Raw genomic sequence first — 23,210 nt, 5'->3', positions numbered from 1 at the left:
CTTCAGCCTAGGTACGGGAGGCACGCCGAGAACGTTGGGCGGGGTCACGGCAACGGATGCCGCCGAATCACCAGCAGATCATCCTCATCCCGCAGCGCCGTGTACATCCCGCTCGCCCCGAAGCCGAGCAGCTGCACCCGCGGCGGCAACTTGATCGCATCGACGATCGCGCCGTCCGCATTCAGCAGGTCATAGCGCTGCCCCGGCGTGCGATCCACGACCGGCACCCAGGCGCGCCCGCGCGGGTCGATGAGGATGCGATCGCCCGTGAACGGCGGCTTCTCCGTCTGCCACGGCTCGGGCGGCACCAGCTCGAAGCGCGGCATCTGCGTACCCGCCGGCACCATGCCCGCCGACTGCCGCAGGCCTTCGTCGAGCGCCTTCTGCACCGAGTCCATCATGGCCTTCTTGTCGGCCTCGGTCACGGGCAGCCGCGGGTACGGCAGCGCCGCCGCGCGACGCCGCTGGCCGTCCGGCAGCACGATCTCCGGCACATAGCCATTCGCGCGCAACAGCATCACGCGGCCGTCGGGAAACACGCCCCAGATGTCGTACTTGGGGTAGCCCGGCACCTGCATGCGCATGACCTGCGCCGAGATCTGCGGCGCACGCACGATGTTGAAGAACTTGATCAGAGAGTCGGCCTTGGCCGTGCGTGGATCGGTGCGCACCACCACCACCGAGTCCCCGAACGAGAGCCGACCGCCCTCGAAGCTCATGTCGCGCCCTTCGCCGTACCAGCGCCCCTGCGCATCCACGGTGCGCGTGAACGGCGTGCGCATCAGCGCCATGGGATCGCCCGCGCCGGCCATCGGCTGCGTGCGTCGTGCGCGGCCCGTGGGATCGAGCACGAGGATGCGTTGCTGCATGAGGTCGAGGATCTGCACCGAGTCGCCGACCGTACGCCACATCGCCATCACGCTGCGGTACTCCAACGGCCCTGACCCGTCGCGCGCCGCCTCACGCTGCTCCTGGCTGCTGAAGCTCGTCACGACCAGGCGCTTCTCACGCGAGTCGTGCACGACGATGTCGCCGTTCTTGAGCTCCACCAGCTGCAGGGGGCCGCTCCACGGCTCCTCCAACTGGGCGTTCGGCGCCGGCAGCGGCCGCGCGGCTCGGGGTTGCTGGGCGCTCAGCGGCGCGGCCGCGAGCAGGGCGATGATCAGGGCATTGCGCATGACGAATACTACGCGCGCCTGCCTCGCTTTGTGCCGACTGCCGAATGCACTCACCACGAAGGCACGAAGGGAGTCGCGACAAACGAAAGGCCCCGCAACTCCAAGAAGCATCGCTTCTTCAGGGTTGCGGGGCCGAAAGACTGTTGCGGCTCCCTTCGTGCCTTCGTGGTGAACCGCGGTTACTCGCCCGCCGAGAGCTCGATCTGCTCGCCCGGCCCGGCGTCTTCCCCGCCCTCGGCGCCGTCGTCCTTGTCGTCGGAGACCACGCGCGCGATCGCCGCGACCACGTCGCCGAGCTCGAGGTCCTTGAGCTTCACACCCTGCGCCACGCGGCCCGTCTCGCGGATCTGGTTCACCGCGCAGCGCAGCGACTGTCCGCCGCGCGTGATCAGCATCAGCCCGTCCTCCGGCAGCACCTCGAGTAGGCCGACGACGTCGCCCGTCTTCTCGGTGCGCTTCACCGTCAGGATGCCCTTGCCGCCGCGGCCCTGCACGCGGTACTCGTCGACGTTGGTGAGCTTGCCCATGGCCAGCGAGGTCACCACCAGCAGCGAGGCGTCGCGCTTCACGACCACCATGCCGACCACGCGGTCACCTTCGCCGAGCGCGATGCCGCGCACGCCGGTGGTGTCGCGGCCCATCGGCCGCGCTTCCTGCTCGTGGAAGCGGATGCTCAGGCCATGGCGCGTCACCAGCACCACGTCGTTCGTGCCCGACGTGATCTGCACGTCGATGAGCTCGTCGCCGTCCTCGAGCTTGATGCCCTTGATGCCCGTCGACCGGACGTTGCTGTACTCGGAGAGCGCGGTCTTCTTCACCGTGCCGTCCTTCGTGCAGAACATCAGGAACTCGTTCTCGGTGAACTCCTTCACCGGCACGATCGCCTTCACCGTCGTATCGGGCGACACGTTGATGAGGTTCACGATCGGCTTGCCCTTCGCGGCGCGCGCGCCTTCCGGGATCTCGTGGACCTTGAGCCAGAAGCAGCGCCCGTCGTGCGTGAACACGAGCAGGTAGTCGTGCGTCTGCGCCACGAACAGGTGCTCCACGAAGTCATCCGTGCGCAGCTCGGTGCCCTTGGTGCCCACGCCGCCGCGCCGCTGCTTGCGGTAGGTCGAGATGTTCGTGCGCTTGATGTAGCCGGCGTGCGAGATGGTCACCACCATCTCCTCGTTCGCGATGAGGTCCTCGATCGAGAACTCGCCCTCGTCGCTGACGATCTCCGTGCGCCGCTCGTCGCCGTAGGTGTCGACCAAGGCCTTGAGCTCGGCCTTCATCACGCCCATGCGCTTCTCCTTGCTCGCGAGCAGCGACTCCAGCTCCGTGATCTGCCCGCGCACCTCCGCCAGCTCCTCTTCCAGCTTCTCGATCTCGAGGCCGGTGAGCTTGGCGAGGCGCATGTTGAGCACGGCCTCGGCCTGGCGCTCGCTGAGCTTGAAGCGCCGCTGCAGCTGCTCGCTGGCCTGCGGCGTGTCCTCGGCCGCCCGGATGACCTTGATCACTTCGTCGATGTTGTCGACGCAGATCTTGAGGCCTTCGAGGATGTGCTCGCGTTCCTTCGCCTTGTCGAGGTCGAACTGCGTGCGCCGGACGATGACTTCGTGGCGGTGCGCGATGTAGTGCTGCAGCACGTCGCGCATCGGCATCACCTTCGGGACCAGGCGCTTGCTCACCGGGTCCGGCACCAGCGCCAGCATGATGACGCCGAAGGTGCTCTGCATCGAGGTGTGCTTGTACAGCTGGTTCAGCACCACCTTCGGGATCGCGTCGCGCTTGAGCTCGATCACGATGCGCGTCTGCGCATCCGACTCGTCGCGCAGGTCCGAGACGCCTTCGATCTTCTTGTCGCGCACCAGCTCGGCGATGCTCGTCACGAGGTTCGCGCGATTCACCTGGTACGGCAGTTCCGTGACGACGATTTGCGACTTGTTCGAGGACTCCTTCTCCTCGATCACCGCGCGGGCGCGCATGATGATCTTGCCGCGTCCCGTCTCGATGTAGTCCTTGATGCCCGCGCGGCCGTAGATGAAGCCGGCCGTCGGGAAGTCCGGGCCCTTGATGTGCTTGCGGATGTCCTCGACCGAGAGGTCGGGATTGTCGATCATCGCCGTCACGGCCGCGGCGACTTCACGCAGGTTGTGCGGCGGGATGTTCGTCGCCATGCCGACGGCGATGCCGGCAGAGCCGTTGACGAGCAGGTTCGGGAACGCCGACGGCAGGACGGTCGGCTCTTCCAGGCGGTCGTCGAAGTTCGGCGCGAAATCGACCGTGTTCTTGTCGATGTCGGTGAGCATCTCGACGGCGATGCGCGTCAGGCGCGATTCCGTGTAGCGGTACGCCGCCGCCGGATCGCCGTCCATCGAGCCGAAGTTGCCCTGGCCGTCCACCAGCGGATAGCGCAGCGAGAAGTCCTGCACCATGCGCACGAGCGCGTCGTACACCGACTGGTCGCCGTGCGGGTGGTACTTGCCGAGCACGTCGCCGACCACCGTCGCCGACTTCTTGTACGCCCGCCCCGGCACCAACCCGAGCTCGTTCATCGCATACAGCACGCGCCGGTGCACGGGCTTCAAGCCGTCGCGCACGTCGGGCAGCGCGCGGCTCACGATGACGCTCATCGAGTAGTTGATGAACGACTCCTTCACCTCGTCCTGGATCAAACGGGGAAGGATGCGCTCACGGTTGTTCGGGGCCGTCATAGACGCTCGATTTGGGGTCGATTTTCAGAGGGAACCGCGACCCCGAAAGTTAGCCGATTTCGCAGGCGCAAACAACGGGTTTTGTGGCCCGAAAACAGCGTTCACCACGAAGGCACGAAGGGGCTCGCGAACTGCCGACGGGCCCGCGACCCCAAGAAGCTTTGCTTCTTCTGCGTCGCGGGCCCGTGAGATTGTTGCGGCTCCCTTCGTGCCTTCGTGGTGACCCGCCGTTTAGCGCGGCTCCGCGCTCGGATGCTCGCCCTCGGCCTGTTCCGACGCCTTGCGCAGCGTCTCGCGCTCGTGGCGCCAGTCTTCGTACCAGCGTCGCGTCACCTCACCGGCGAGCTCGCGGTTGCCGAGCCCGAAGCTCAAGGCCAACGCCAGCGCGATCGCACCGAAGATGATCGCGAACGCCGTCGTCACGATACCCGTCGCCACGCCGAGCTCCTGCAGCGACATGAACACCGCGAGCAGCACCACGCCGCCCTTGCCCACGCGCGCCAGCGTGCTCGCGCCGGCCAGCGCGCCCGCGCTCGCCGCGATCAGCGCCGCCACGAGGTCGCCGAGCACCAAGCCAAGGATCACGATCACCACCGCCGCGATCACGCTCGGCACGTAGCTCACCAGCTCGGCGAAGGCCTGGCCGAGGTAGTCGATGCCCAACGTGTCCGCGGCAATCAGCATCGCCGTGAAGATCAGGAACCAGAACACCACATTGCCGATCACGCGCGACGGCGTGAGCGGCACGCCGTAGGGATCCAGCGGCGGCGCGACGCCGCCCTTCTGCAGCGCCTCGTTGAGGTGCACGCGGCGCAGCAGGCGATGGATCGTCCGCTGCGCGAAGCGCGCCACGAGGAAGCCGGCCACCATCACCACCGCCGCGCCGAAGAGCGCCGGCACATACTCCCAGAGCCGCAGCAGGCTGTCTTGCAGGCGATCGAGGAACGCCATGATTGAGTCCGGGATCAGAACGTGATGCGGAGAATGGAATGCTGCCCCGGCGTGCGCGCCGCGGCCGCAGCGATCGCCGACGGATTGAACTGGACGCGGCTACCGACCTCGAGGCGCCGCCCTTCGTCGCGCGCCGGCTGCGCGTAGCGCTCGGTCAGCCACGCGCCCGCCATCGCACCAACCGTACCCATGCCGAGCGTCGCCGCCGAACCGCGCTCGGCATCGCCGGCGATGAGGACGCCGAGACCGATGCCCATCAGCGCACCGGCGCCCGCGCCCGTCGCCACCAACACGCCTTCGCCACGCGTGTGGTCGAAGTTGCGCACGAAGTAGCGGTTCGCGCCCCACACGCCGAGCAGACCGCCAGCGAGCAGCGTTCCTGCCACCGTCTGCGGCTCGGGATCGCCCTCGATGAGCGTCGTCGCCGCGGCAGAGCCGCCGATTGCCGCGCCCAGCCAAAGCAGCGTAGCGTCGCCCGCCGTGACTTCGTACGACGCCGTGCCCGCCCACTTCCGGCCCAGTGCGTACCCGCCCCAGCCGAGCAGCATCGGTACCGCCAGACGCTGGCTGCGACGCAGTCCTTCACCGTCGTTCTCCCGCGGGTCGGCCATCCAGGTGACCGCGTAGGTGCTCAGGGCCACAAGGTCGTGCGCGACCACCGACGCAACCGCCTCGCCCTCCGTGAGACCCCCGCCCACCCACAGGCCAATCGCAGAGCCACCGAGGCCGCCAATCAGCGACACGGCGCCAATCTCGCTCTCGCTCATGCGCCACGAGTGGCCAAGCAGGAAGAAGCTCGCGCTGCCGCGCGCGCCCATCCGCGTGCTCAGCACCTGTCGGGCGGGCGTGACGTTCACCTGTTGCGTGATCTCATTGGCCACAAAGAACGTCGCGCCCGACATCAGCATGTATCCCGCGATGCGCGTTGCCGGTTCGCTCCCCAGCATCACCGCGAAGGCGGGGCCGTACGAGACCAGTCCGAGCGCGAGCTGGTTGCGCACGTACACATTGCGCATGTCGCGGGAGGTCTCGCCGTCGTCACGCGGCCGCTCGGCTTCCTGCACGGGCGTGCCGAGATCGAGACGGCGGGGCGGATCGTGTTGGGCGGTCAGCGACGTGGCGGCGAACGCCAGCGCGCCAAGGGATCGCAAGAGGGATCGCATTGGCGGAAAATCTAGTGCAGGGGGCCTAGTTGCGCGTCCCGCGCTTGAGGTCGAAGAGCACGCTGCGCTTGCACTGCGGGCAGAGCAGCCACTCCCGCTGCCGCGCGTAGCCGAGCCCGAAGCTCCCGCCGCCGATGGCCCGCTCGTGCATGCGCACCGCGCAGCGCGGGCAATCCGCGTGGCCGTCGCGCGCGTAGGCCTCGCGCACGCTGCGCTCCTCGTCCGCGGTGAACTGCGCCTTCTCAGCCATCGCTCACCCGCAGCACCAGTTTTCCGAACTGCTCCCCGCGCGCCATCCGCTCGAACGCCGCGCGCCCCTCGGCCAGCGGATACACCGCATCCACCGTCGGCCACAGGCGGCCCGCGTTGAGTTCCGCGGTGACCGCCGCGAACTCCGCATCGTTGCCCATCGTCGAGCCCATCAGCGACCACTGGTACCAGAACAGCCGGCGCACATCCATCTCGAGCTTCGGGCCCGACGTCCCGCCACAGGTGACGAGGCGGCCGCCGCGCGTCAACGCCTGCAGCGACGCATTCCACGTCTTCTCGCCGACGCTATCGATGACGACGTCCACGCCGCGCTTGTTCGTCCGCTCGCGGATGACACGCCCGACATCCTCGGTGGCGTGATTCAGGCACTCGTCGGCGCCCATCGCGCGCGCCTGCTCGAGCTTGGCCGGATCCGACGACGTGACCCACACCCGCGCACCGCGCTGCTTGCAGATGCGCAGCGCCGCCTGCGCCACGCCGCCACCGATGCCCCAGATCAGCACGTCCTCGCCGGCCTGCACCTGCGCCCGGCTCACGCACATGCGCCAAGCCGTGAGCGTCGCCAGTGTGAACGCGGCGGCGATGTCGTCGGGGACGTTATGCGCCACCTTCATCACATTCGAGGCCGGCACCACCACGTACTCGGCGAAGCTGCCCGGATGATGCTCGCCCAAGAGCCCGAACGTCACGCACAGCGGATGCTCGCCCTTCAGGCACCATTCGCAGCGGCGGCAGGAGATGCCGGGGTTGATGACCACACGGTCGCCGAGCCGGAGTCCGGGCGCCTCGCCGGCGATGCCTTGAATGACACCGACGCCATCGGCGCCCAACACCCAGGGCGGCGTGATCGTGACGCCCGGCAGCCCCCCGACGGTCCAGAGGTCGAGCCGATTGAGCGCCACCGCTCGCATCCGGACGAGCACCTCGCCCGGCTCGGGCGTGGGCGTCGCCACGTCCTCGCGATAGCGGACCTGCTCCGTCCCGCCATGGGCGTCGATTGTCAGTGCTCGCACCCTATCTCCGTTGCTATATTTCCCGCATGATCGAGATCAAGGTCCCCCCCCTCGGTGAATCGATCACCGAGGCGACCGTCTCCCGCTGGCTCAAGCAGGAAGGCGAAGCCATCGCGGTCGGCGACACGCTCGTCGAACTTGAGACGGATAAGATCACCGTCGAAGTGCCCGCCCTCAATGCCGGTGTGCTGCGCAAGCGCCTGAAGAATGAAGGCGACGTAGTGCAGCTGGCTGAGACGCTCGGCCACTTGGAAGAAGGTGCCAGCGCGGGTGCCGCGCCAGCCGCGGCGGCTCCTGCCCCCAGCGCTCCCGCAGCGCCGGCACCGGGCGCTCCCAGCGCGCCGGCCGCACCCGCTGCCCCTGCGGCTCCCGTCGCCGCGCCCAGCACTGGCGACCTCCGCGCCGCGCCGTCGGCGCAGAAGCTCGCCGCCGCCACGGGCGTCGACCTCTCGACGGTGCAAGGCAGCGGCCGCGGCGGCGTGATCTCCAAGCCCGATGTCGTCGCCGCGAGCGCCGCTCCGGCGCCGACGAAGGCCAACGTCCCCGCTCCGGCGCCGACCACCGCCCCGGTGAAGGCCGCGCCCGCGCCCGCGCCGCGCCCCGAGGGCACGCGCGAGACGCGCGAGAAGATGACGACGCGCCGCAAGCGCATCGCCGAGAACCTCCTGCAGGCGCAGCACGCGACGGCGCACCTGACGACGTTCAATGAGATCGACATGAGCGCCGTGAGCGCCGTGCGCGAACGCATGAAAGAGCGCGTCGAGAAGGAGCATGGCGTGAAGCTCAGCTTCATGCCGTTCTTCGCCAAGGCCGCCTGCATGGCGCTCAAGGCCTACCCGGTGGTGAACGCGCAGATCGACGGCGACTCCGTCATCTACAAGCACTACGTGAACCTCGGCATCGCCGTGGCCAGCGAGCAGGGCCTGGTCGTGCCGAACGTGAAGGACGCCGACCGCATGGGCATGGTCGGCTTCTCGCGCGCCATGAACGCGGTCGCCAAGCGCGCGCGCGACGGCAAGCTCACGATGGACGACCTTACCGGCGGCACGTTCACGATCACCAACGGCGGCGTGTTCGGCTCGTTGGTCTCCACGCCGATCATCAACTACCCGCAGGTCGCCATCCTCGGACTCCACAAGATCCAGGAGCGGCCGGTGGCGATCGACGGCAAGGTCGAGATTCGCCCGATGATGTACGTCGCGCTCAGCTACGACCACCGCATCATCGACGGACAGCAGGCCGTGCTGTTCCTCGTGCGCGTGAAGGAGCTGATGGAAGATCCCGCGGCGATGCTGATCGACGACTGACGCGTCGGTTACGGATCCGGTGGTGACGACGGGGGCGCTTCCACTTGGGGGCGCCCCTGTGGCCATCTGGCGAAGCGCGACAGCATCGCGGGCGTGACGCGCGCGACCTCGAGGTCGCGCGCCGACTCCATGGACGACGCCGCGAAGAATCCGAGCGCGCCGGCGATGAGCGTACTGGTCACGAAGACGCCGCCGCATCCCGTCGAAGCCTCGTCTCGGCTCAGCGAGGAGCAGGCGGCGTACATCCCGAGCCCCGTCACGGCACCGAAGACCACGCCGCGCATCGCGAGGCTTCCGACTCCCGCGCCGCGGTGCACGATGGCGTTCCGTATACGGCTGCGTCCGAGCGCCGTCGGACCAGCCGTCTCCGGCACCAACACCCACACGCTGTCGTCGTTGATCGCCAGCAACTCGCCGGACACCGTGCCCGAGCTGGCGAAGAGTGTCACGCGTGCGCCGAGCAGCGAGGGCTTGGTGCGGGCCGGCATGCACGCGCTCGCGACGAGCGCGAGCAGCAGGGTCGCGCGCCGCGACGCGCTCATGGCTGCCTCCCGAAGCGACTCGCCCAGAAGTTCTGCTCGAAGCCGGCCTCGCGCGCCTTGAAGAGCGGCGCCATCTGGCGCAGTCCTTCGCGCGGCGTCCGCATCAGGATGTCGGCCATCTGCGCATCGCCCTCGGCCAGCCACTCACCGCGCATCCATTCGAGGTAATAACCGGTGGACTCGAGGAACAGCGCATACTGCGGCGCCTCGCGCGGCATCACGAACTCCAGCGCGACGGTGTCGCCGGGAAAGGTCACGACGGTGCGTGCGGGATCATTGAGCACGGCCGTCACGTCGCCGGCATGCGAGCCGCTGCGCAGCGCGCGTGTCGGCTCCACGCGCACGGCCTCGATCGGCGGGCCCGCCTCGACCAAGGCCAGTTGGTCGATGCGCCAGTTGCCCTTGGCGTAGATCAGGCGCACGCGGCGCAGGCCGTCGGTCGCCTGGGGCACCGGCAGCAGCTGGCGGTCCGTGGCAATCGGGCCATGCTCATCGAAGCGCGCCACCCGATGCCACCGCCCCTCGGCATCCTCGGCTTCGACCGCGATCGCACCGATGGCGGCCTCCACGGCGGCGAGCGGCATCATCGCCTGCGGATCGCCGCGCTCGAGTCGCGCGAGCCACGGCGCGGCCTCGCGGCCCATCCACGCCATGGTCTGGTAGAGCACGAAGGTCGACACGAAGCTCTGCCGGGCGGCGAGCAGCAGCGCGGGCGTCTCGGTCACCGGCGCGTCGAACTCCACGAGCATCGTGTCGGTGGCCGCGAGGTCCGTCGAGTCCGCGAGGTCATGCCACGCGCGGCCGTCCAGCGCGGCCAGCGCCGTCCGGCAGTCGCCGCCACTCGCGGAGCAGCGCGTCGGCGCCTGGCCGCCGCGCAGCGCGTGGAACCGGCCCTCGCGCGACGCCACGACATCGCTGCCTGCCGGGGCGGGTACCACCTGCAGACGCACGGAGCGCACCACGTGCGTCTCCCACGCCTCGTTCAACATGTTCAAGGTCAGCGTTGCGCCGCCGTCGCGCCGCAGCCCGAGGTCGTCGATGTCGCGCGCCTCGAGGCGCCGGGCGATGCTCGACGAGAACCCCTCGGCGCGCGGTCGATCTGCATCCTCACCGTCGACGTAGAAGGTCGGGCAGGAGCCGAAGCAGCTCTTCGGATCCGCCATGCACATCACTGTCACGGCACCCCACACCACCGTCCACGCATGGTAGAGCCCCAGGCTTGCCGCCATCGCCACCTCGGGATTGTCACTCTCGAACAGGGCCACCGAGTCGATCGGGATCCGGTGTCCCTCGTCGGCGAGACCCATCAGGGTGCGCGTCGCGTCGAAGCGGGCGCCGACGCCAGCCAGTGTCCGCGTCACGGTGTCGAGCGACACCTGTTGCAGCAGCATCACGCCGCCGTCGAGGAGATGCAGCTTGACCGGCGTCGGCTGCGTGGACGACTTGGTGCCGGGGCCCGTATCGCCGCTTCGCGTGGTCCGCGAGCTATCGGAACGCGCGCGCGCCGCCTCGAGGCCCTCCGGTGTCGGCTGATGCAACAGGGGGTCGCGGACGTGCACTGAGCAGGCGACGGAGAGTGCCGCCACCGCTGCGAGCATGACGCCAAGTCGGGCAATGCGCACCAAAGGGCTCCGGGAGGCGGGGGACGCGCCAGTATGTACGCCGACGCCGATCCACGCCATAGGACGCGACGTCACATCCTAGGCCGCCGCCCGCGCAGGAGGGCGTGCCATCTCCGATTAGATTGCGGCACAGGACTCCAACCCGAGACACCCCCCAGTGGCAGACCAGAACCTCACCCCGGACCTCGTCGTCATCGGCGGCGGCCCCGGCGGCTACGTCGCCTCCATCCGCGCCGCGCAGCTCGGCCTCTCCGTCGTCTGCGTCGAGTTCGACAAGACCCTCGGCGGCACCTGCGTCAACGTCGGCTGCATCCCGTCCAAGGCCCTGCTCTCGAGCAGCGAGCACTACGAGTTCGCGCTCAAGCACGCCAAGGACCACGGCATCGAGATCGCCGGCGTGCAGCTCAACCTGCAGCAGATGCTCAAGCGCAAGGACGACGTCGTCGCGCAGAACACCAAGGGCGTCGAGTTCCTCTTCAAGAAGAACAAGGTCACCTGGGCCAAGGGCGTCGGCACGCTGAAGGCCGGCAACGTCGTCGAGGTGAAGGCCCTCGACGGCGCGCTCACGACGTACCGGCCCAAGCACGTGATCCTCGCGACCGGCTCCGTGCCGATGCAGTTGCCCTTCCTGCCCTTCGACGAGGAGCGCGTGCTCTCCAACGTCGGCGCGCTGCGCATCCCCGAGGTGCCCAAGCACCTCATCGTCATCGGCGGCGGCGTCATCGGCCTCGAGCTCGGCTCCGTCTGGCGTCGCCTCGGCGCCAAGGTCACGGTCATCGAGTACGCCCCGACCATCCTGCCCGGCAACGACGACGACATCACCAAGGAAGCGCACAAGATCTTCACCAAGCAGGGCCTGGAGATCCACACCGCGACCAAGGTTACCGGCGGAGGCCGCAACGGCAGCATGGTGACGATCGAAGCCGAGAAGGACGGCCAGGCGATGCGCTTCGAGGCCGACTACGTGCTCGTCTCGATCGGCCGCAAGCCCTCACTCACCGGCGTGGACGCCGCGGCGCTCGGCCTCGCGCTCGGCACGCGCGGCGAGATCGTCGTCGATGCGCAGATGCGCACCAGCCTCCCGAACGTCTTCGCCATCGGCGACGCCGTCGGCGGCAAGCTGCTGGCGCACAAGGCCGAGGAAGAGGGCGTGATCGCCGCCGAGGTGATCGCCGGCCATCACGCGAAGATGCACTACCACAACATGCCGGGCGTGGTCTACACGTGGCCCGAGATCGCGACCGCCGGCCTCACCGAGGCGGAAGCGCGTGCGACGGGCAAGGCGATCAAGGTCGGCAAGTTCCCGTTCAGTGCGAACGGCCGCGCACGGTCGATGGCGAGCACGGAAGGCTTCGTGAAGTTCGTCACGGACGCCGCGACGGACGAGATCCTCGGCTGCCACATGATCGGCCCGAACGTGAGCGACCTGCTCAGCGAGATCGTGCTCGCGATGGAGTACCGCGGCACGGCGGATGATGTGGGAGAGACGGTGCACTCGCATCCCACGCTCAGCGAAGTGGTGAAGGAGGCGGCGTTGGCGGCATTGGGGCGGGCGATTCACATTTGAACTGCAGATGTGAGATATGAGATGTAAGATGTAAGAGAGGGGGCTTCGCCAATGCTTGGGCGAAGCCCCCTCTTATACCTCACATCTTACATCTCACATCTGCAGTTCAGAGATACCGGTCTTGGATCACCGACAGATGGTGCAGGAGATGCCCCGCCGTGATCCACGCGATCCCTCGCACCGACACCGTCTTCCCTGACGCCTCGCCGCGCCGCGTCCAGGCCTCCGACGGCAGCCCTTGGTACAGCGTGACCGTCGCATCGCGCACCGACTCGAACTCATCGAGGATGCTGTCGATCGTGCGCAGGTTGGCGCCGCTCATCGGGGCGTAGGCGTTCTCGTCGAACCCGGGCAGCGGCGTGGTGTCGCCGCGGGCGATGCGCAGGGCGCGATACGAGAAGATGCGCTCGGCGTCGGTGCAATGCAGCACGACTTCCTTGAGCGTCCACTTGCCGGGCGCATAGGCGCGGGAGGCGACGTCGTCCTCGAGGTCGCCGAGGAGGGCCGAGGCGATCTCGGCGCCGCCGATCAACGCCTCGACGACGTCGCCGTCGGGGACCTGCGCGATGTAGTTGGCATAGTACGGCGCGAACTCCTCGGCCGTGGGGCGAATCCGCCGGTGGGCGCTCATGGCTGGCTCCTTGGTAGGCTGGGGAATCTACCATCCTCGCGGGATTTCGGTGCGGCGCTGGCTTCGTGGGGGGCTATGGTAACTGCAATCACCACGAAGTGGCTGTGTTGGAAGTCAAGCGGTGGTGGGCGTCGGTGACGCCTGCCACCGCGTTTGATGTTTGACCATCGCGTTGAGGATGACGAGGAGGCGGCGCATGCACGCGGTCAGGGCGAGCTTCTTCGGCTTGCCGGCGGCGACGAGGCGCCGATACATCGCGCGTACGACGGCGTTGCAGCGGATCGCCGCGAGGGTCGCCATGTAGAGCCCCGTGCGGACGTCGGCGCGGCCGCCGCGGATGCGCCGCACGCCGCGCCAGCGGCCCGACTCCTGCGCGTAGGGCGCCAGCCCGACGAGGGCGGCGATCTCCTTCGCGGACAGCGCGCCGAGCTCCGTGAGGCGCGCGATCAGCAGCCGCGCCGTCTGCGGCCCGATGCCCGGCACGCTCGTGAGGAGCTCCTCCTGCGCGCGCCAGAGCGGCGAGCCCTGGATCCAGCGGTCCGTCTCGTCCTCGAGGGCCCGGAGCGCCCGCTCCAGCGCGCGGATCGTCTGCCGGACGCTCGGCTGCACGCTGCGGCGCGCCACCGCGAGCCGGTTGTGCTCCATCGTCAGCATCTCGACGAGCTGCCGCCGCCGGTCGACGAGCGCCGCGAGCTCCTGCGTCGCCGCGTCGGGCAGCGGCCGCGCGGCCGGGCGCACCGTCGCCGCGAAGCGCGCGAGCAGCGCCGCGTCGAGCCGGTCCGTCTTCGCCAGCTGCCCGACGCTCTCGGCGAAGCGCCGCACCTGCCGCGGATTCACCACCGCGACCGGCACGCCCGCCGCCGCGAGCGCCGCCGTCAGCGGCACGTGGTAGGCGCCCGTCGCCTCCAGCACGACCAGCGTCGGCCCCTGCGCGCCCACGCGCGCCACCGTCGCGGCGATGCCCGCCGCGTCGTTCGCGTGCTGCCACGCCGCGCCCGTCGCGTCCGCGCCGTCCAGCGTGCCCTGGCTCACATCGATCCCGATGTACGTCATCCGTCCCTCGCCGCGTGAGGACCGCGCGCGCCCGGCCTTGCGCCATGCGGGCTCGCGGCCCCAGCGGCTGTTCGGGCGTCCCGCGATCGGTTCGACGACGCTCCCGCTTCGTGACGGGCTCTGCACGCCCCTGGCACGACAATCGAGCTGTCGCCGCCCCGATGACTTACCACCATTCGTGTGAGACATACAAGGCACGAAGACACGAAGGAGATGACTTGGAGTTTGAGCCGCTTTCTCGAGAGGTGATTGGCGCCGCGATTGAGGTCCATCGTAGGCTCGGGCCCGGCCTCCTCGAGTCGGTGTATCAGCGATGCTTGGCCATTGAGCTGGAGTATCGCGGGATTCCGAGCCGCCAAGAGGTTCCCGTGCCGCTCGCCTATCGAGGCCAGACGTTCGCGGACAGCTATCGCATCGATCTCGTTGTCGACGATTCTGTGATTGTCGAGGTGAAGAGCGTGCAACGATTGGAGCGCGTGCATCAGGCACAGCTGCTCACCTACTTGCGGCTCACCCGCATTCGGACCGGTCTGCTATTCAACTTCAACACCGCAGTGCTGAGACACGGCATCCTTCGCATGCGACTCTAGCCTTCGTGTCTTCGTGCCTTCGTGGTAAAAAGAAGAAACCGGCCCCCGCGAAGGAGGCCGGTCGAAAGCACCCGAGCGCGAAGAGTCAGTCGTCCGCGAGCTTGGCCAGGATCTGCACCGGCACATGCGCCGGCGTGGTCATGCGGCGGCGGCGGCCCGTCTCGGCGTTGATCTGGGTCCAGAGGGCGACTTCGCGCTCCGCCCCGGCCAGCGAGTCGGTCGACGCCTCGCCGTCCAGCCAGGCATGCACCGCGCTCGGCAGCTCGCGCGAGGCCAGCGGCACCTCACGGTCCGTCGCCTGCGGCTCGGCCTGCGCCGGCACGCGCGCATCAGCGGACGGCGTCGCCGTCTCGTTCCGGGAATCCAAGGGATCGTGCATCACGCGTATCGCTCCTCCAGCAGTTTCTGCAGCGCCTCACGGGCGCGATGGACTCGCATCTTCAGGGCACCGACCGTCGCGTCGAGCAACACCGCCATCTCCTCGTACGAGCGGCCCTCGACGTGCTTCATCACGAACGCTTCCCGCAACGAGTCCGGCAGGGCCCCCAGCGCACCATCGAGATCGCGCCGCAGCTCCCCACGATCCAGCTCCTCCTCCGGCGTCTCGAAGCCCGACGGCTGGTCGTCTTCCTCGTAGCTCAGGTGCGTGCGCCGGATGTTCTTCAGCCAATCCTTGCAGCCATTGGCCACGATCCGGAACACCCACGCGTCGAACCGGCCGCGCACTTCGGCGAGATGGTGATACGCCTTGATGAACGACACTTGCAGGATGTCTTCCGCGACGTCCGCGCTGCCCGTCATCCCGTAGGCGTGGCGATACAGCGGATCGCTGTAGCGCTCGATCAGGATGCCGAAGGCATTGCGGTCCCCGGCGAGCACGCGGTCAATGACCGCCTGGTCGGCGTCAAGCGTTTCGTCCGATGGCACGGGTGCAGTCTGTCTGGCAGGCACGACGCTAGTGTAACCCAACACGCGCGTCGCGGACAGCCCTCTGCACCCTCGGATTCCACGCCGGACTCCAGGTCCGTCGCATCAACAAGACGAAGACCCGGGGACCTGCGTCACACCGCGGTCACAGCCCCTTTGCCGCGACCCCGAAGACGCGCCGACACCGTTCACGCGACGCCACCGGAGGTCGGCTCGCAAGCGTTCAGCGTCGCGCCACCGCGAACGCCCCCCAGCCCTCGGCGCGCACGAGCGTCCCATGCTCATCCAACCGCGGCGGCGGCAATCGCACCGCACCCGGTGCCATCGGTGCCACACCTGTGAGCGGCGAGGCCTCCACTTTCCGCAACGCCTCGAGCACGGGCTTCACCACACCACAGGGCACGCCCGCCTCTTCGAGTGCCGCGATCCATTGCGCCGCAGGCGCCGTGCGCACGCGCGCGGCAAGCGCGGCCACGAGGCGGTCGCGATCGCGCACACGGCCCGCGTTGGTCGCGAGCGAGACGTCCGTCGCGAGCGCCTCGAGCCCCAGGGCGCGCGCGCAGGCCAGCCACTGCGCATCGTTGCCGACGGCAATCACCAACGGACGATCCGCCGCGTCGAAGCATTGGTAGGGCACGAGATTCGGATGCGCGTTGCCCCAGCGGGTCGCGTCGCGACCCGTGACGAGCGCGTTCTGCGCGACGTTCACCAAGGCGGCCGTCGCGGAATGCAGCAGCGAGACGCTCACGTGTCGCGAGCCTCGACGCCCGCCGGCGAGCGCCGCGAGGATCTGGATGGCCGCGTCTTTCCCGGCGAGCACGTCGGCGAGCGCCACGCCGACCTTCATCGGCGCGCCATCCGCCTCGCCCGTAATCGCCATCCAGCCGCTCTCGGCTTGCACCACGAAGTCATAGCCGGGACGCGGGCTCTCGAGCCCGAAGCCCGTGATGGTGCACCAGAGGAGCCTGGGATGCGCGGCCAGCATCTCGCGGACACCGAGTCCGTGACGCTCCAGCGTGCCGGGCCGGAAGTTCTCCAGGACCACGTCCGCGCCGGCGATGAGGGACGCCAGGAGCTCCCGGTCCGCCGCCCGAGAGAGGTCGGCGGCCACCGAAAGCTTGTTGCGATTGACGGACAGGTAGTAGGCACTTTCGCCCCGCGCATCGAAGGGCGGACCCCAGCCGCGCGTGTCGTCGCCGAGGCCGGGACGCTCGATCTTCACGATATCTGCGCCCAAATCGCCGAGAATCATGCTGGCGAGGGGTCCGGCAAGAACCCGCGAAAGATCGAGGATTCGGATGCCTTCAAGCGGCAGAGGTGGCATGATGGCTTCTTAGTGTGTTGTTACTGTATCATTAATCGACGGCCTGCAGAGTGAAAATTCAGCTAAACTCCGACGGCCCAGTCACTTGCGTAATCGCCGAAAAATCATATACTTGCCGCCGTTCATCTCGCGCAGTACCTCGCACCTGAGCAACTCCCGATGCCCGACACCGCCAAGCCGGCCGAAACCGCCGATAAGCCAGTCCCACCCAAGCGCAGCCCCGGCCACCGCGGCCAAGACGTCCGTGACACTGTCGCGGAAATGGCGGCCAAGGCCCACGAGATCTCCCTCGAAGCCGGCAGCAAGATGGCCGCCGCCATGAAGGACATCATCGGCGCCGCGTCCGGCATGGTCCCCTTCTCGCTCGAGTCCGCGCGCGACCTCATCCAGTTTATGGTGCGGCGCAGCCAGATGACACAGGACGAGGCGGACAAGCTCCTCGCCGAAGCCGAAGCGGTGTGGCTCAAGAAGAACAAGGGCAAGCTGCCGGCGCCGAAGGGCATCGCGACCGCTGGTAAGACGCCTGCCGCGAAGGCGGCGGCCGCCAAGCCCGCCCCGGCGAAGAAGGCAGCTCCTGCGGCGAAGAAGGCTCCGGCGGCCAAGAAGGCCCCGGCCGCCAAGAAGCCCGCCGCCAAGAAGTGATCCCCGGGGGCTCCCGTGCGGCGTGAGCTCGCTCCGCCCGGCGATGCCCTCGCGCTCACGCGCGCGCTCGTCGCGTGTGACTCCCGCAATCCCGCCTTCGCCCCGGACGCACCGGGCGAAGGCGCCGCGGCCCAGCTCCTCGCCGACACGCTCACCGCGTGGGGCTTCACGGTCGATCTCGTCGACGCCGCGCCCGGCCGCCCCAACGTCCTCGCGCGCATCGGCGGCGGGCATGGCGGCCGTTCGCTCATCCTGAACGGCCATCTCGACACCGTCGGCGTCGCCGGCATGACGCACGATCCCTTCGGTGCCGATGTCCGCGACGGCCGGCTCTACGGCCGCGGCTCCTGCGACATGAAAGCCGGCGTCGCCGCGATGTGCGCCGCCGCGCACCGCGCCGCCTCCACCGGACTCGGCGGGGAAGTCATCATCGCCGCCGTCGCCGACGAAGAGTGGGAGAGCATCGGCACGCGCCACCTGCTCGCGATGGGCCTGCGCGCCCACGCGGCGATCGTCACCGAACCGACGCGCCTCGCGATCTGCCCGGCGCATCGCGGCTTCTCCTGGGCCGACGTGCGCGTCGAAGGCCGCGCCGCGCATGGCTCGCGCTACGACATCGGCATCGATGCCGTCACCCACGCGGCGTTGCTGCTCGCCGAACTCGACGGATACCAACGCGATGTGCTGCCCGGCATCACGCATCCATTGCTCGGGCGCGCCTCCTTCCACGCGGGCCCCATCCACAGCGACGGTTCGCTGAGCGCCTACCCCGCCTGGTGCACGGTCGGGCTCGAACGCCGCACGCTGCCCGGTGAAGACGGCGCACACTTCGTGCACGAGATCGAAGCGGCGATCGCCCGCGTCGCCGCGCGTACGCCCAACTTCCGCGCCAGCGTGACGCCGGGCCTCATCCAGCAGCCGAACGACGTGCCCGTCGATCACGCGCTCGTGCAAGGTCTCAAGGCCGCCGCCACCACGCGCGGCGCAGCGGCGCCCATCGAAGGCCTCAGCTGCTGGACCGACGCCGCGCTCTTCACCGCCGCCGGCATTCCCGCCATCTGCTTCGGTCCCGGCGACATCGGCCTCGCGCACGCCGCCGAGGAGTATTGCCCGGTCGACGAGATCGCCGTCGCCACCGACGTGCTCACGCAGTTCGTCGTCGATTGGTGCGGACCCAAGGGCGTCGCATGGGGCAGCTGAGCGTCAAGCAGTACGACGCGCTGGAGCGCGCCGTCACCAAGCAGCAGCGCGTCATGGTGATGCGGCGCGGCACCGAGTTCCTCGTGATTCCCGAGCGCCTCACGCTGATCAAGGGCCGCGAGGCGATCATCGCGCGGCATCCGAGCACCGGCGCCTCGCTCACCTTGTACCTCGACGAAACCGACGCGCTCGAGGTCGTGACGTGAACGCGGGCGAGCTCCCGCTCGTCGCCGTCTACGCCGACGAGTCCTGCCTCGGCAACGGCAAGGAAGGCGCGAATCCCGGCGGCGCGGGCGTGCTGATCGAGTTCCGCCATGCCGACGGTCGCATCACGCGCCGCGACCTCTGGGTCAGCGATCCCGCCACGACGAACAATCGCATGGCCCTGCGCTCCGTCATCGAGACCTTCGATGCCTTGGGCGCCAAGGGCCAGCAGTTCCGCGTGCAGTTCACCACCGACTCGCGCTACATCGTCGATGGCATGACGGGCTGGGTGTTCGGGTGGGCGCGCGCCGGATGGAAGCGCAAGACCGGCCCGATCGAGAATCTCCCGCTGTGGCACGACGCGATCCGCAGCGCCGCCTCGCACCGCGTGAGCTGGCAGTGGGTGCGCGGCCACGATGGCCATCCGCAGAACGAGTACGCCAACCACCTGGCGACACGCGCCGCCGCGGACCAATCGCGGTCGGGCGGCGCCATCGAGAGCGGCTTCGACGCCTGGCTCGCGGCGTATCGCGCCAAGGGCGGACGCGTCACGGAGATCGCGGCGTTTCCCGATAGCGCGACGTTCAAGGCCTCGGCATCTTTGCCGCGGGTCCCCTGACATGACTACCGACGCGCTCGACGCACTGTTCCGCCGCCTGGTGCTCGCCGCCCAACAGGCCGGCGCGCTCGCGCGCCCGATCGACATCGGCGAAGTGCTCGACACGCTCGTGCCCTACCGCGCCGCACGCCGCGACGGCCTGCTCGATACCAACGACGACTACCTGCATTGCATGATGCAGCTGCTCGCCGGCGAGCGCGGGTACATCTTCTCCGACGACCTGCTGCAGGACGACCTGCGCAACGAGCTCTCGGCCATCAACCCCGACCTCGGCGTGCTCACCACCTACCGCACCGCGAAGGTGCGGATCGCCAGCGCCGAGGCGCAGCGCGTGCTCGCCGGGGATACGTCGATCGACCTGCGGCCGCCGACGCCCGCGGCGACGGACATCGTCGCGCCCGCGCCAACGCCGGCCGCAGCGCCTGCCACATCGCCTGCCACAGCGCCCGCCGTCGTCGCTCCGGCGGGGCCCGCCGTTCGTCCGTCGGTGCCCGCCGCGATCCCGACCGCCCCGCGCGGGGTATCACCCGTCGTGTCGCCGGCCGCGCCGACGACCGCGTCGCCTGCAGCACCGACGCCCGTGGTACAGGTGCCGCTCGTCGAACGGCCGGCAGAACCCGATACGCTCGACTGTCCGTATTGCTCGCAGTCGCTGCCGACGGACCGCACGCTCAAGTACTGCCCGCACTGCGGGCTCAACCTGCGCATCCGGCGCTGCCCCGGATGCAGCGCCGAGATGGAAGCCGAATGGAAGTTCTGCGTAACCTGCGGGCGCTCCGCGCCCTGATCCTGCCACTCGCGGCGCTGGCCCTCACGGCCGGCACCGCCGACGCCCAGCGCGGACGCCAAGCCGAACCGCTGCGTCCCGCCGGCGGACCGCAGTGGCCCGTGAAGACGCGCGAGCATGTGGACCTCTGGCTGCACGCCTTCGCGCTACTGCAGACGGACACCGCCAAGGTGCCGTTCTTCGACCGGGGCTACGCCGAGCGCATCACCATCGTGAAGAACTCGCGCGGCGTGTACACGAAGTTCGACGAGCAGCGCGCGGCACTCGCCGCCGATCCGGCCGGCGCCAAGCATCTGCTCGACGCGCAGTTCCTGCCGCTGTACTTCGGCACCTGGCAGGAGATGAGCCAGGCGATCGAGTACTTCCTGCGCGCCGAGGGCGACCCGCGCCGCGCCAACAACCGCGAAGTGCAGGCCATCGTCGCGTTCCTCGCGCAGACCTTCCCGCGCCCCGACGACCGCGCATGGCTGCGCAAGCTCACGGACGCCATCCAATCCGAGTACGACCAGTTCTACAAGGCGTACTGGCTCGAGCAGTTCCGCGCACGCGAGCGCGCGCTCGCCGTCGCGGACTCGATGTGGCAGTCCACCTGGCGCCCCGGGCTGCAGCGCTACCTGAACTACACGCGGCAGACCAGCGGTGACCTGATCCTCGCCATGACGCTCGGTGGCGAAGGTCGCGCCCTGCCGGCCGGCCAGCGCAGCAGCCAGTACGCCGTCGCATTCCCGGCGACGCCCGACTCCGCCGAGGTTCTGCTCTACGTGTTCGTGCACGAAGCCGCCGGCGAGATCGCGCGCGTTGCGGTGGCCGACCACCTCACGCCGGCACAGCAACGGCAGGGGCTGGGCAACGTCCTGGGGGCGTACGGGCTCGTGCGCGGCGGCGCGCTGCTGGCCGAGCAGGCGTCACCCGGCGCGGGGGAGCGCTATGCGCGCTACTACCTCGCGCAGGCGGGCAAGACCGCGCCCGAAGGCGGCGCGCTCGCGGCGCTCGCCGAGGCGTTCCCGATGCCCGAGGTCATGATCGAGGAGATGAAACGCCAGATCGCCCTCTCGTTCCAGGGCATCTGACATGGCGGATCCCACCCCGCCGGTCCTGCATCGCGCCGCGCTCGAACGCGTGCTGCAGCGCGCCGCGGAACTGCAGGCGGCGAGCACGGAAGTGCCGGAGACGCTGACCGAGGACGAACTCGTCGCGCTCGGCGCCGAGGTGGGGTTGAGCGCGACGGCGCTGCGGCAGGCCTTGGTCGAGGAACGCATGCGCGTAGTGCTGCCCGAGGAGCGCGGGTTGGTGGCATCGCTCACCGGCCCCGCCACCTTCGTGGCCACGCGCACCGTCCACGGTACGCCGCGCGACGTGCTGACCAAGTTGCACCGCATGATGGACGAGGGCGAGAACCTGCGCGAAGTGCGCCGCTTTCCCGACCGCGTGGTGTGGGGAGCGCGCGGCGGCTTCGCGGGGACGATCCGCACGCTCACGCGGCTCGACGGACGTGGCTTTCCGCTCGCGCGCGCCGATGAGGTCAGCGCGGTGGCGGTGGCGGCGGACGCCACGCGGGTCCACGTGCGCCTCGAGGCGCTGCTGCACGACCGTCGGTCGAACGCCGCCCAGGCGGGCGCCTTCGGGCTGCTGGGTGGCACGGCGACGTCCCTCGTGTTCGTGGCGCTGAACCTCATGCTGCCCGTGGCGATCGGCGCCGGTGCCGTCATCGCGGCCACGGCGGCGGCCAGCGCCCGCAGCAGCTACCGGCGGGACGCCCGGCTGGCCCAGCTGGCGCTGGAGCAGATCCTCGACCGCCTCGAGTTCGGCGAGGCGAGCAAGGGGAAGCTATTTTCCACGGGATGAGCAGCGGGCCACGCGCGTACATCCCTACAGCCGACCCCCTCGGTCGTATCCGGGAAGCGGAGGCCTTCGGCAAGCGGATCTTGCCGGAGGTCTCGCGCACGTTTGCCATCTCCATCCGCTTCCTGCCCGGTGACCTCGGCAAGGCGGTGCTGACGGCGTACTTGCTCTGCCGCATCGCCGACACGATCGAAGACGACAACACGACGCTGCCGGAGCGTCGCGCCGAGTTGCTGGAGTTGTTTCTCGCGACCCTGTTCGACCGCGAGCAGGCGGAGGCCTTCCCGGCGCTCGCGGCCGGCTTGCAGGGTGACGCCGCGCATCTGGAACTGGTGCGGCACACGGATCTCGTGCTGGTCAACTTCCGCAGCTTGCCGCCGCGCACGCAGGAGCGCGTGGCACACTGGGTGCGCGAGATGGGCGTCGGCATGGCGAAGTTCGTGCGCAACTATCCGCGCGGCATCCGCATCCAGACCGTGGCCGAGTACAAGGAGTACTGCTACTACGTGGCGGGCACCGTGGGCTGCATGCTCACGGAACTCTGGCACCTGCATGCGCCGGCCGTGGGCAAGCGCGAGTTCGACAAGCTGTGGGTGAAGTGCCAGGCGTTCGGCGAGGCGCTGCAGACGGTCAACATCCTGAAGGACATCGCCCACGACGCGCAGCACGAGAACTCGATCTACATCCCCGCGCAGGACCTGCAGGCGGCGGGCAGTTCGCACGAGACGCTGCTCTCGCCGCAGCACCTCGAGCACAACCACGCCGCGGTGCAGCGCTTCATCGAGCTGGCACGCCACGATCTCGACGATGCGCTCGAGTACATCCTGCTGATCCCGCGGCGGGCCTTCGCCATCCGCGCGTTCTGCGTGCTGCCGCTGCTCTTCGCCTACGCCACGTTGCGCGACCTCTCCGGCTCGCGCGCGATGCTCACCCCCGGCGGCAACGTGAAGATCTCGCGCCGCGAGGTGAAGGCGCTGATGATCGTCGGCGTGCTGTCGTTGGTGAGCAATGGGGCGCTGCGCCGCTTGGTGCGCCGCGTGAAGTCCAAGCCATTCACGCTCGCGCCTGCGGGCGCCTGA

Annotated in this window: 24 protein-coding genes; 11 read left to right on the top strand and 13 right to left on the bottom strand. The window is 69.2% G+C overall.

Features of this window, described 5'->3' with window-relative positions:
* Positions 1–44 precede the first annotated feature (44 nt).
* The 6 genes from Strain318_RS01315 to Strain318_RS01290 form a co-directional block, all read right to left on the bottom strand.
* On the bottom strand, positions 45–1,178 hold the full coding sequence (locus Strain318_RS01315; RefSeq protein WP_367886732.1) for a hypothetical protein: 1,134 nt from the start codon (positions 1,176–1,178) through the stop codon (positions 45–47).
* Positions 1,179–1,357: 179 nt separating this feature from the next.
* Positions 1,358–3,877 (bottom strand): DNA gyrase subunit A, encoded by a 2,520-nt coding sequence (gyrA, locus tag Strain318_RS01310; RefSeq protein ID WP_367886731.1) that lies wholly within the window; start codon positions 3,875–3,877, stop codon positions 1,358–1,360.
* Positions 3,878–4,108: 231 nt separating this feature from the next.
* Positions 4,109–4,828 carry a mechanosensitive ion channel gene (locus Strain318_RS01305; RefSeq protein ID WP_367886730.1) on the bottom strand — a complete coding sequence of 240 codons (720 nt, stop codon included), beginning with the start codon at positions 4,826–4,828 and terminating at the stop codon, positions 4,109–4,111.
* A gap of 14 nt (positions 4,829–4,842) precedes the next feature.
* Positions 4,843–5,991 carry a hypothetical protein gene (locus tag Strain318_RS01300; protein WP_367886729.1) on the bottom strand — a complete coding sequence of 383 codons (1,149 nt, stop codon included), beginning with the start codon at positions 5,989–5,991 and terminating at the stop codon, positions 4,843–4,845.
* A gap of 25 nt (positions 5,992–6,016) precedes the next feature.
* Positions 6,017–6,241, bottom strand: coding sequence for a hypothetical protein (locus tag Strain318_RS01295; protein ID WP_367886728.1), 225 nt, complete (start codon positions 6,239–6,241; stop codon positions 6,017–6,019).
* Complete coding sequence (locus Strain318_RS01290) at positions 6,234–7,274, bottom strand: zinc-binding dehydrogenase (protein ID WP_367886727.1); 1,041 nt, start codon at positions 7,272–7,274, stop codon at positions 6,234–6,236. The genes Strain318_RS01295 and Strain318_RS01290 overlap by 8 nt, the downstream gene beginning before the upstream one ends.
* Before the next feature lie 26 nt (positions 7,275–7,300).
* Here Strain318_RS01290 and odhB point away from each other — a divergent pair, with 26 nt between their 5' ends.
* Entirely contained in the window at positions 7,301–8,581 is a 1,281-nt protein-coding gene (gene odhB, locus Strain318_RS01285; RefSeq protein WP_367886726.1) for a 2-oxoglutarate dehydrogenase complex dihydrolipoyllysine-residue succinyltransferase, read from the top strand.
* A gap of 8 nt (positions 8,582–8,589) precedes the next feature.
* On the opposite strand, the gene Strain318_RS01280 is transcribed toward odhB, so the two are convergent.
* Positions 8,590–9,123, bottom strand: coding sequence for a hypothetical protein (locus tag Strain318_RS01280; protein ID WP_367886725.1), 534 nt, complete (start codon positions 9,121–9,123; stop codon positions 8,590–8,592).
* Entirely contained in the window at positions 9,120–10,745 is a 1,626-nt protein-coding gene (locus tag Strain318_RS01275; protein ID WP_367886724.1) for a hypothetical protein, read from the bottom strand. Before Strain318_RS01275 ends, Strain318_RS01280 begins: the two co-directional genes overlap by 4 nt.
* A 157-nt stretch (positions 10,746–10,902) precedes the next feature.
* Here Strain318_RS01275 and lpdA point away from each other — a divergent pair, with 157 nt between their 5' ends.
* Positions 10,903–12,312 carry a dihydrolipoyl dehydrogenase gene (gene lpdA / locus Strain318_RS01270; RefSeq protein WP_367886723.1) on the top strand — a complete coding sequence of 470 codons (1,410 nt, stop codon included), beginning with the start codon at positions 10,903–10,905 and terminating at the stop codon, positions 12,310–12,312.
* A gap of 106 nt (positions 12,313–12,418) precedes the next feature.
* Here the strand turns inward: lpdA and Strain318_RS01265 are convergent, their stop codons facing one another.
* Complete coding sequence (locus Strain318_RS01265) at positions 12,419–12,943, bottom strand: DinB family protein (RefSeq protein WP_367886722.1); 525 nt, start codon at positions 12,941–12,943, stop codon at positions 12,419–12,421.
* A gap of 114 nt (positions 12,944–13,057) precedes the next feature.
* Positions 13,058–13,996, bottom strand: coding sequence for an IS110 family RNA-guided transposase (locus Strain318_RS01260; protein WP_367886721.1), 939 nt, complete (start codon positions 13,994–13,996; stop codon positions 13,058–13,060).
* A 44-nt stretch (positions 13,997–14,040) separates the two neighbouring features.
* Here Strain318_RS01260 and Strain318_RS01255 point away from each other — a divergent pair, with 44 nt between their 5' ends.
* Entirely contained in the window at positions 14,041–14,586 is a 546-nt protein-coding gene (locus tag Strain318_RS01255; protein WP_367886720.1) for a GxxExxY protein, read from the top strand.
* Positions 14,587–14,671: 85 nt separating this feature from the next.
* On the opposite strand, the gene Strain318_RS01250 is transcribed toward Strain318_RS01255, so the two are convergent.
* From Strain318_RS01250 to Strain318_RS01240, 3 genes are all read right to left on the bottom strand, one after another.
* Positions 14,672–14,968 carry a hypothetical protein gene (locus tag Strain318_RS01250; protein ID WP_367886719.1) on the bottom strand — a complete coding sequence of 99 codons (297 nt, stop codon included), beginning with the start codon at positions 14,966–14,968 and terminating at the stop codon, positions 14,672–14,674.
* A complete protein-coding gene (locus Strain318_RS01245; protein WP_367886718.1) occupies positions 14,965–15,513 on the bottom strand; it encodes an RNA polymerase sigma factor in 549 nt (182 codons plus the stop codon). The genes Strain318_RS01250 and Strain318_RS01245 overlap by 4 nt, the downstream gene beginning before the upstream one ends.
* 223 nt (positions 15,514–15,736) lie before the next feature.
* A complete protein-coding gene (locus tag Strain318_RS01240; protein ID WP_367886717.1) occupies positions 15,737–16,837 on the bottom strand; it encodes a CaiB/BaiF CoA transferase family protein in 1,101 nt (366 codons plus the stop codon).
* Positions 16,838–16,996: 159 nt separating this feature from the next.
* On the opposite strand from Strain318_RS01240, the gene Strain318_RS01235 reads away from it, so the two are divergent.
* The 8 genes from Strain318_RS01235 to Strain318_RS01200 are packed head-to-tail and all read left to right on the top strand — an operon-like array spanning position 16,997 to position 23,210.
* Positions 16,997–17,479 carry a hypothetical protein gene (locus tag Strain318_RS01235; RefSeq protein WP_367886716.1) on the top strand — a complete coding sequence of 161 codons (483 nt, stop codon included), beginning with the start codon at positions 16,997–16,999 and terminating at the stop codon, positions 17,477–17,479.
* 15 nt (positions 17,480–17,494) lie between these two features.
* A complete protein-coding gene (locus tag Strain318_RS01230) occupies positions 17,495–18,679 on the top strand; it encodes an ArgE/DapE family deacylase (protein ID WP_367886715.1) in 1,185 nt (394 codons plus the stop codon).
* Positions 18,667–18,885 (top strand): hypothetical protein, encoded by a 219-nt coding sequence (locus Strain318_RS01225; protein ID WP_367886714.1) that lies wholly within the window; start codon positions 18,667–18,669, stop codon positions 18,883–18,885. Before Strain318_RS01230 ends, Strain318_RS01225 begins: the two co-directional genes overlap by 13 nt.
* Positions 18,882–19,502, top strand: coding sequence for a ribonuclease H family protein (locus Strain318_RS01220; RefSeq protein WP_367886713.1), 621 nt, complete (start codon positions 18,882–18,884; stop codon positions 19,500–19,502). Before Strain318_RS01225 ends, Strain318_RS01220 begins: the two co-directional genes overlap by 4 nt.
* Before the next feature lies 1 nt (position 19,503).
* Positions 19,504–20,289, top strand: a complete 786-nt coding sequence (locus Strain318_RS01215) for a zinc ribbon domain-containing protein (RefSeq protein ID WP_367886712.1) — start codon at positions 19,504–19,506, stop codon at positions 20,287–20,289.
* On the top strand, positions 20,250–21,359 hold the full coding sequence (locus Strain318_RS01210; RefSeq protein ID WP_367886711.1) for a hypothetical protein: 1,110 nt from the start codon (positions 20,250–20,252) through the stop codon (positions 21,357–21,359). The genes Strain318_RS01215 and Strain318_RS01210 overlap by 40 nt, the downstream gene beginning before the upstream one ends.
* A gap of 1 nt (position 21,360) precedes the next feature.
* On the top strand, positions 21,361–22,134 hold the full coding sequence (locus Strain318_RS01205; RefSeq protein WP_367886710.1) for a hypothetical protein: 774 nt from the start codon (positions 21,361–21,363) through the stop codon (positions 22,132–22,134).
* Complete coding sequence (locus Strain318_RS01200; RefSeq protein WP_367886709.1) at positions 22,131–23,210, top strand: phytoene/squalene synthase family protein; 1,080 nt, start codon at positions 22,131–22,133, stop codon at positions 23,208–23,210. The genes Strain318_RS01205 and Strain318_RS01200 overlap by 4 nt, the downstream gene beginning before the upstream one ends.

The organism is Pseudogemmatithrix spongiicola, from assembly GCF_030623445.1.
GTDB classification, from domain to species: Bacteria; Gemmatimonadota; Gemmatimonadetes; order Gemmatimonadales; family Gemmatimonadaceae; genus Pseudogemmatithrix; species Pseudogemmatithrix spongiicola.
Note: the sequence above shows the minus strand (reverse complement) of the source record. Positions and strands in the feature narration are given on the sequence as shown.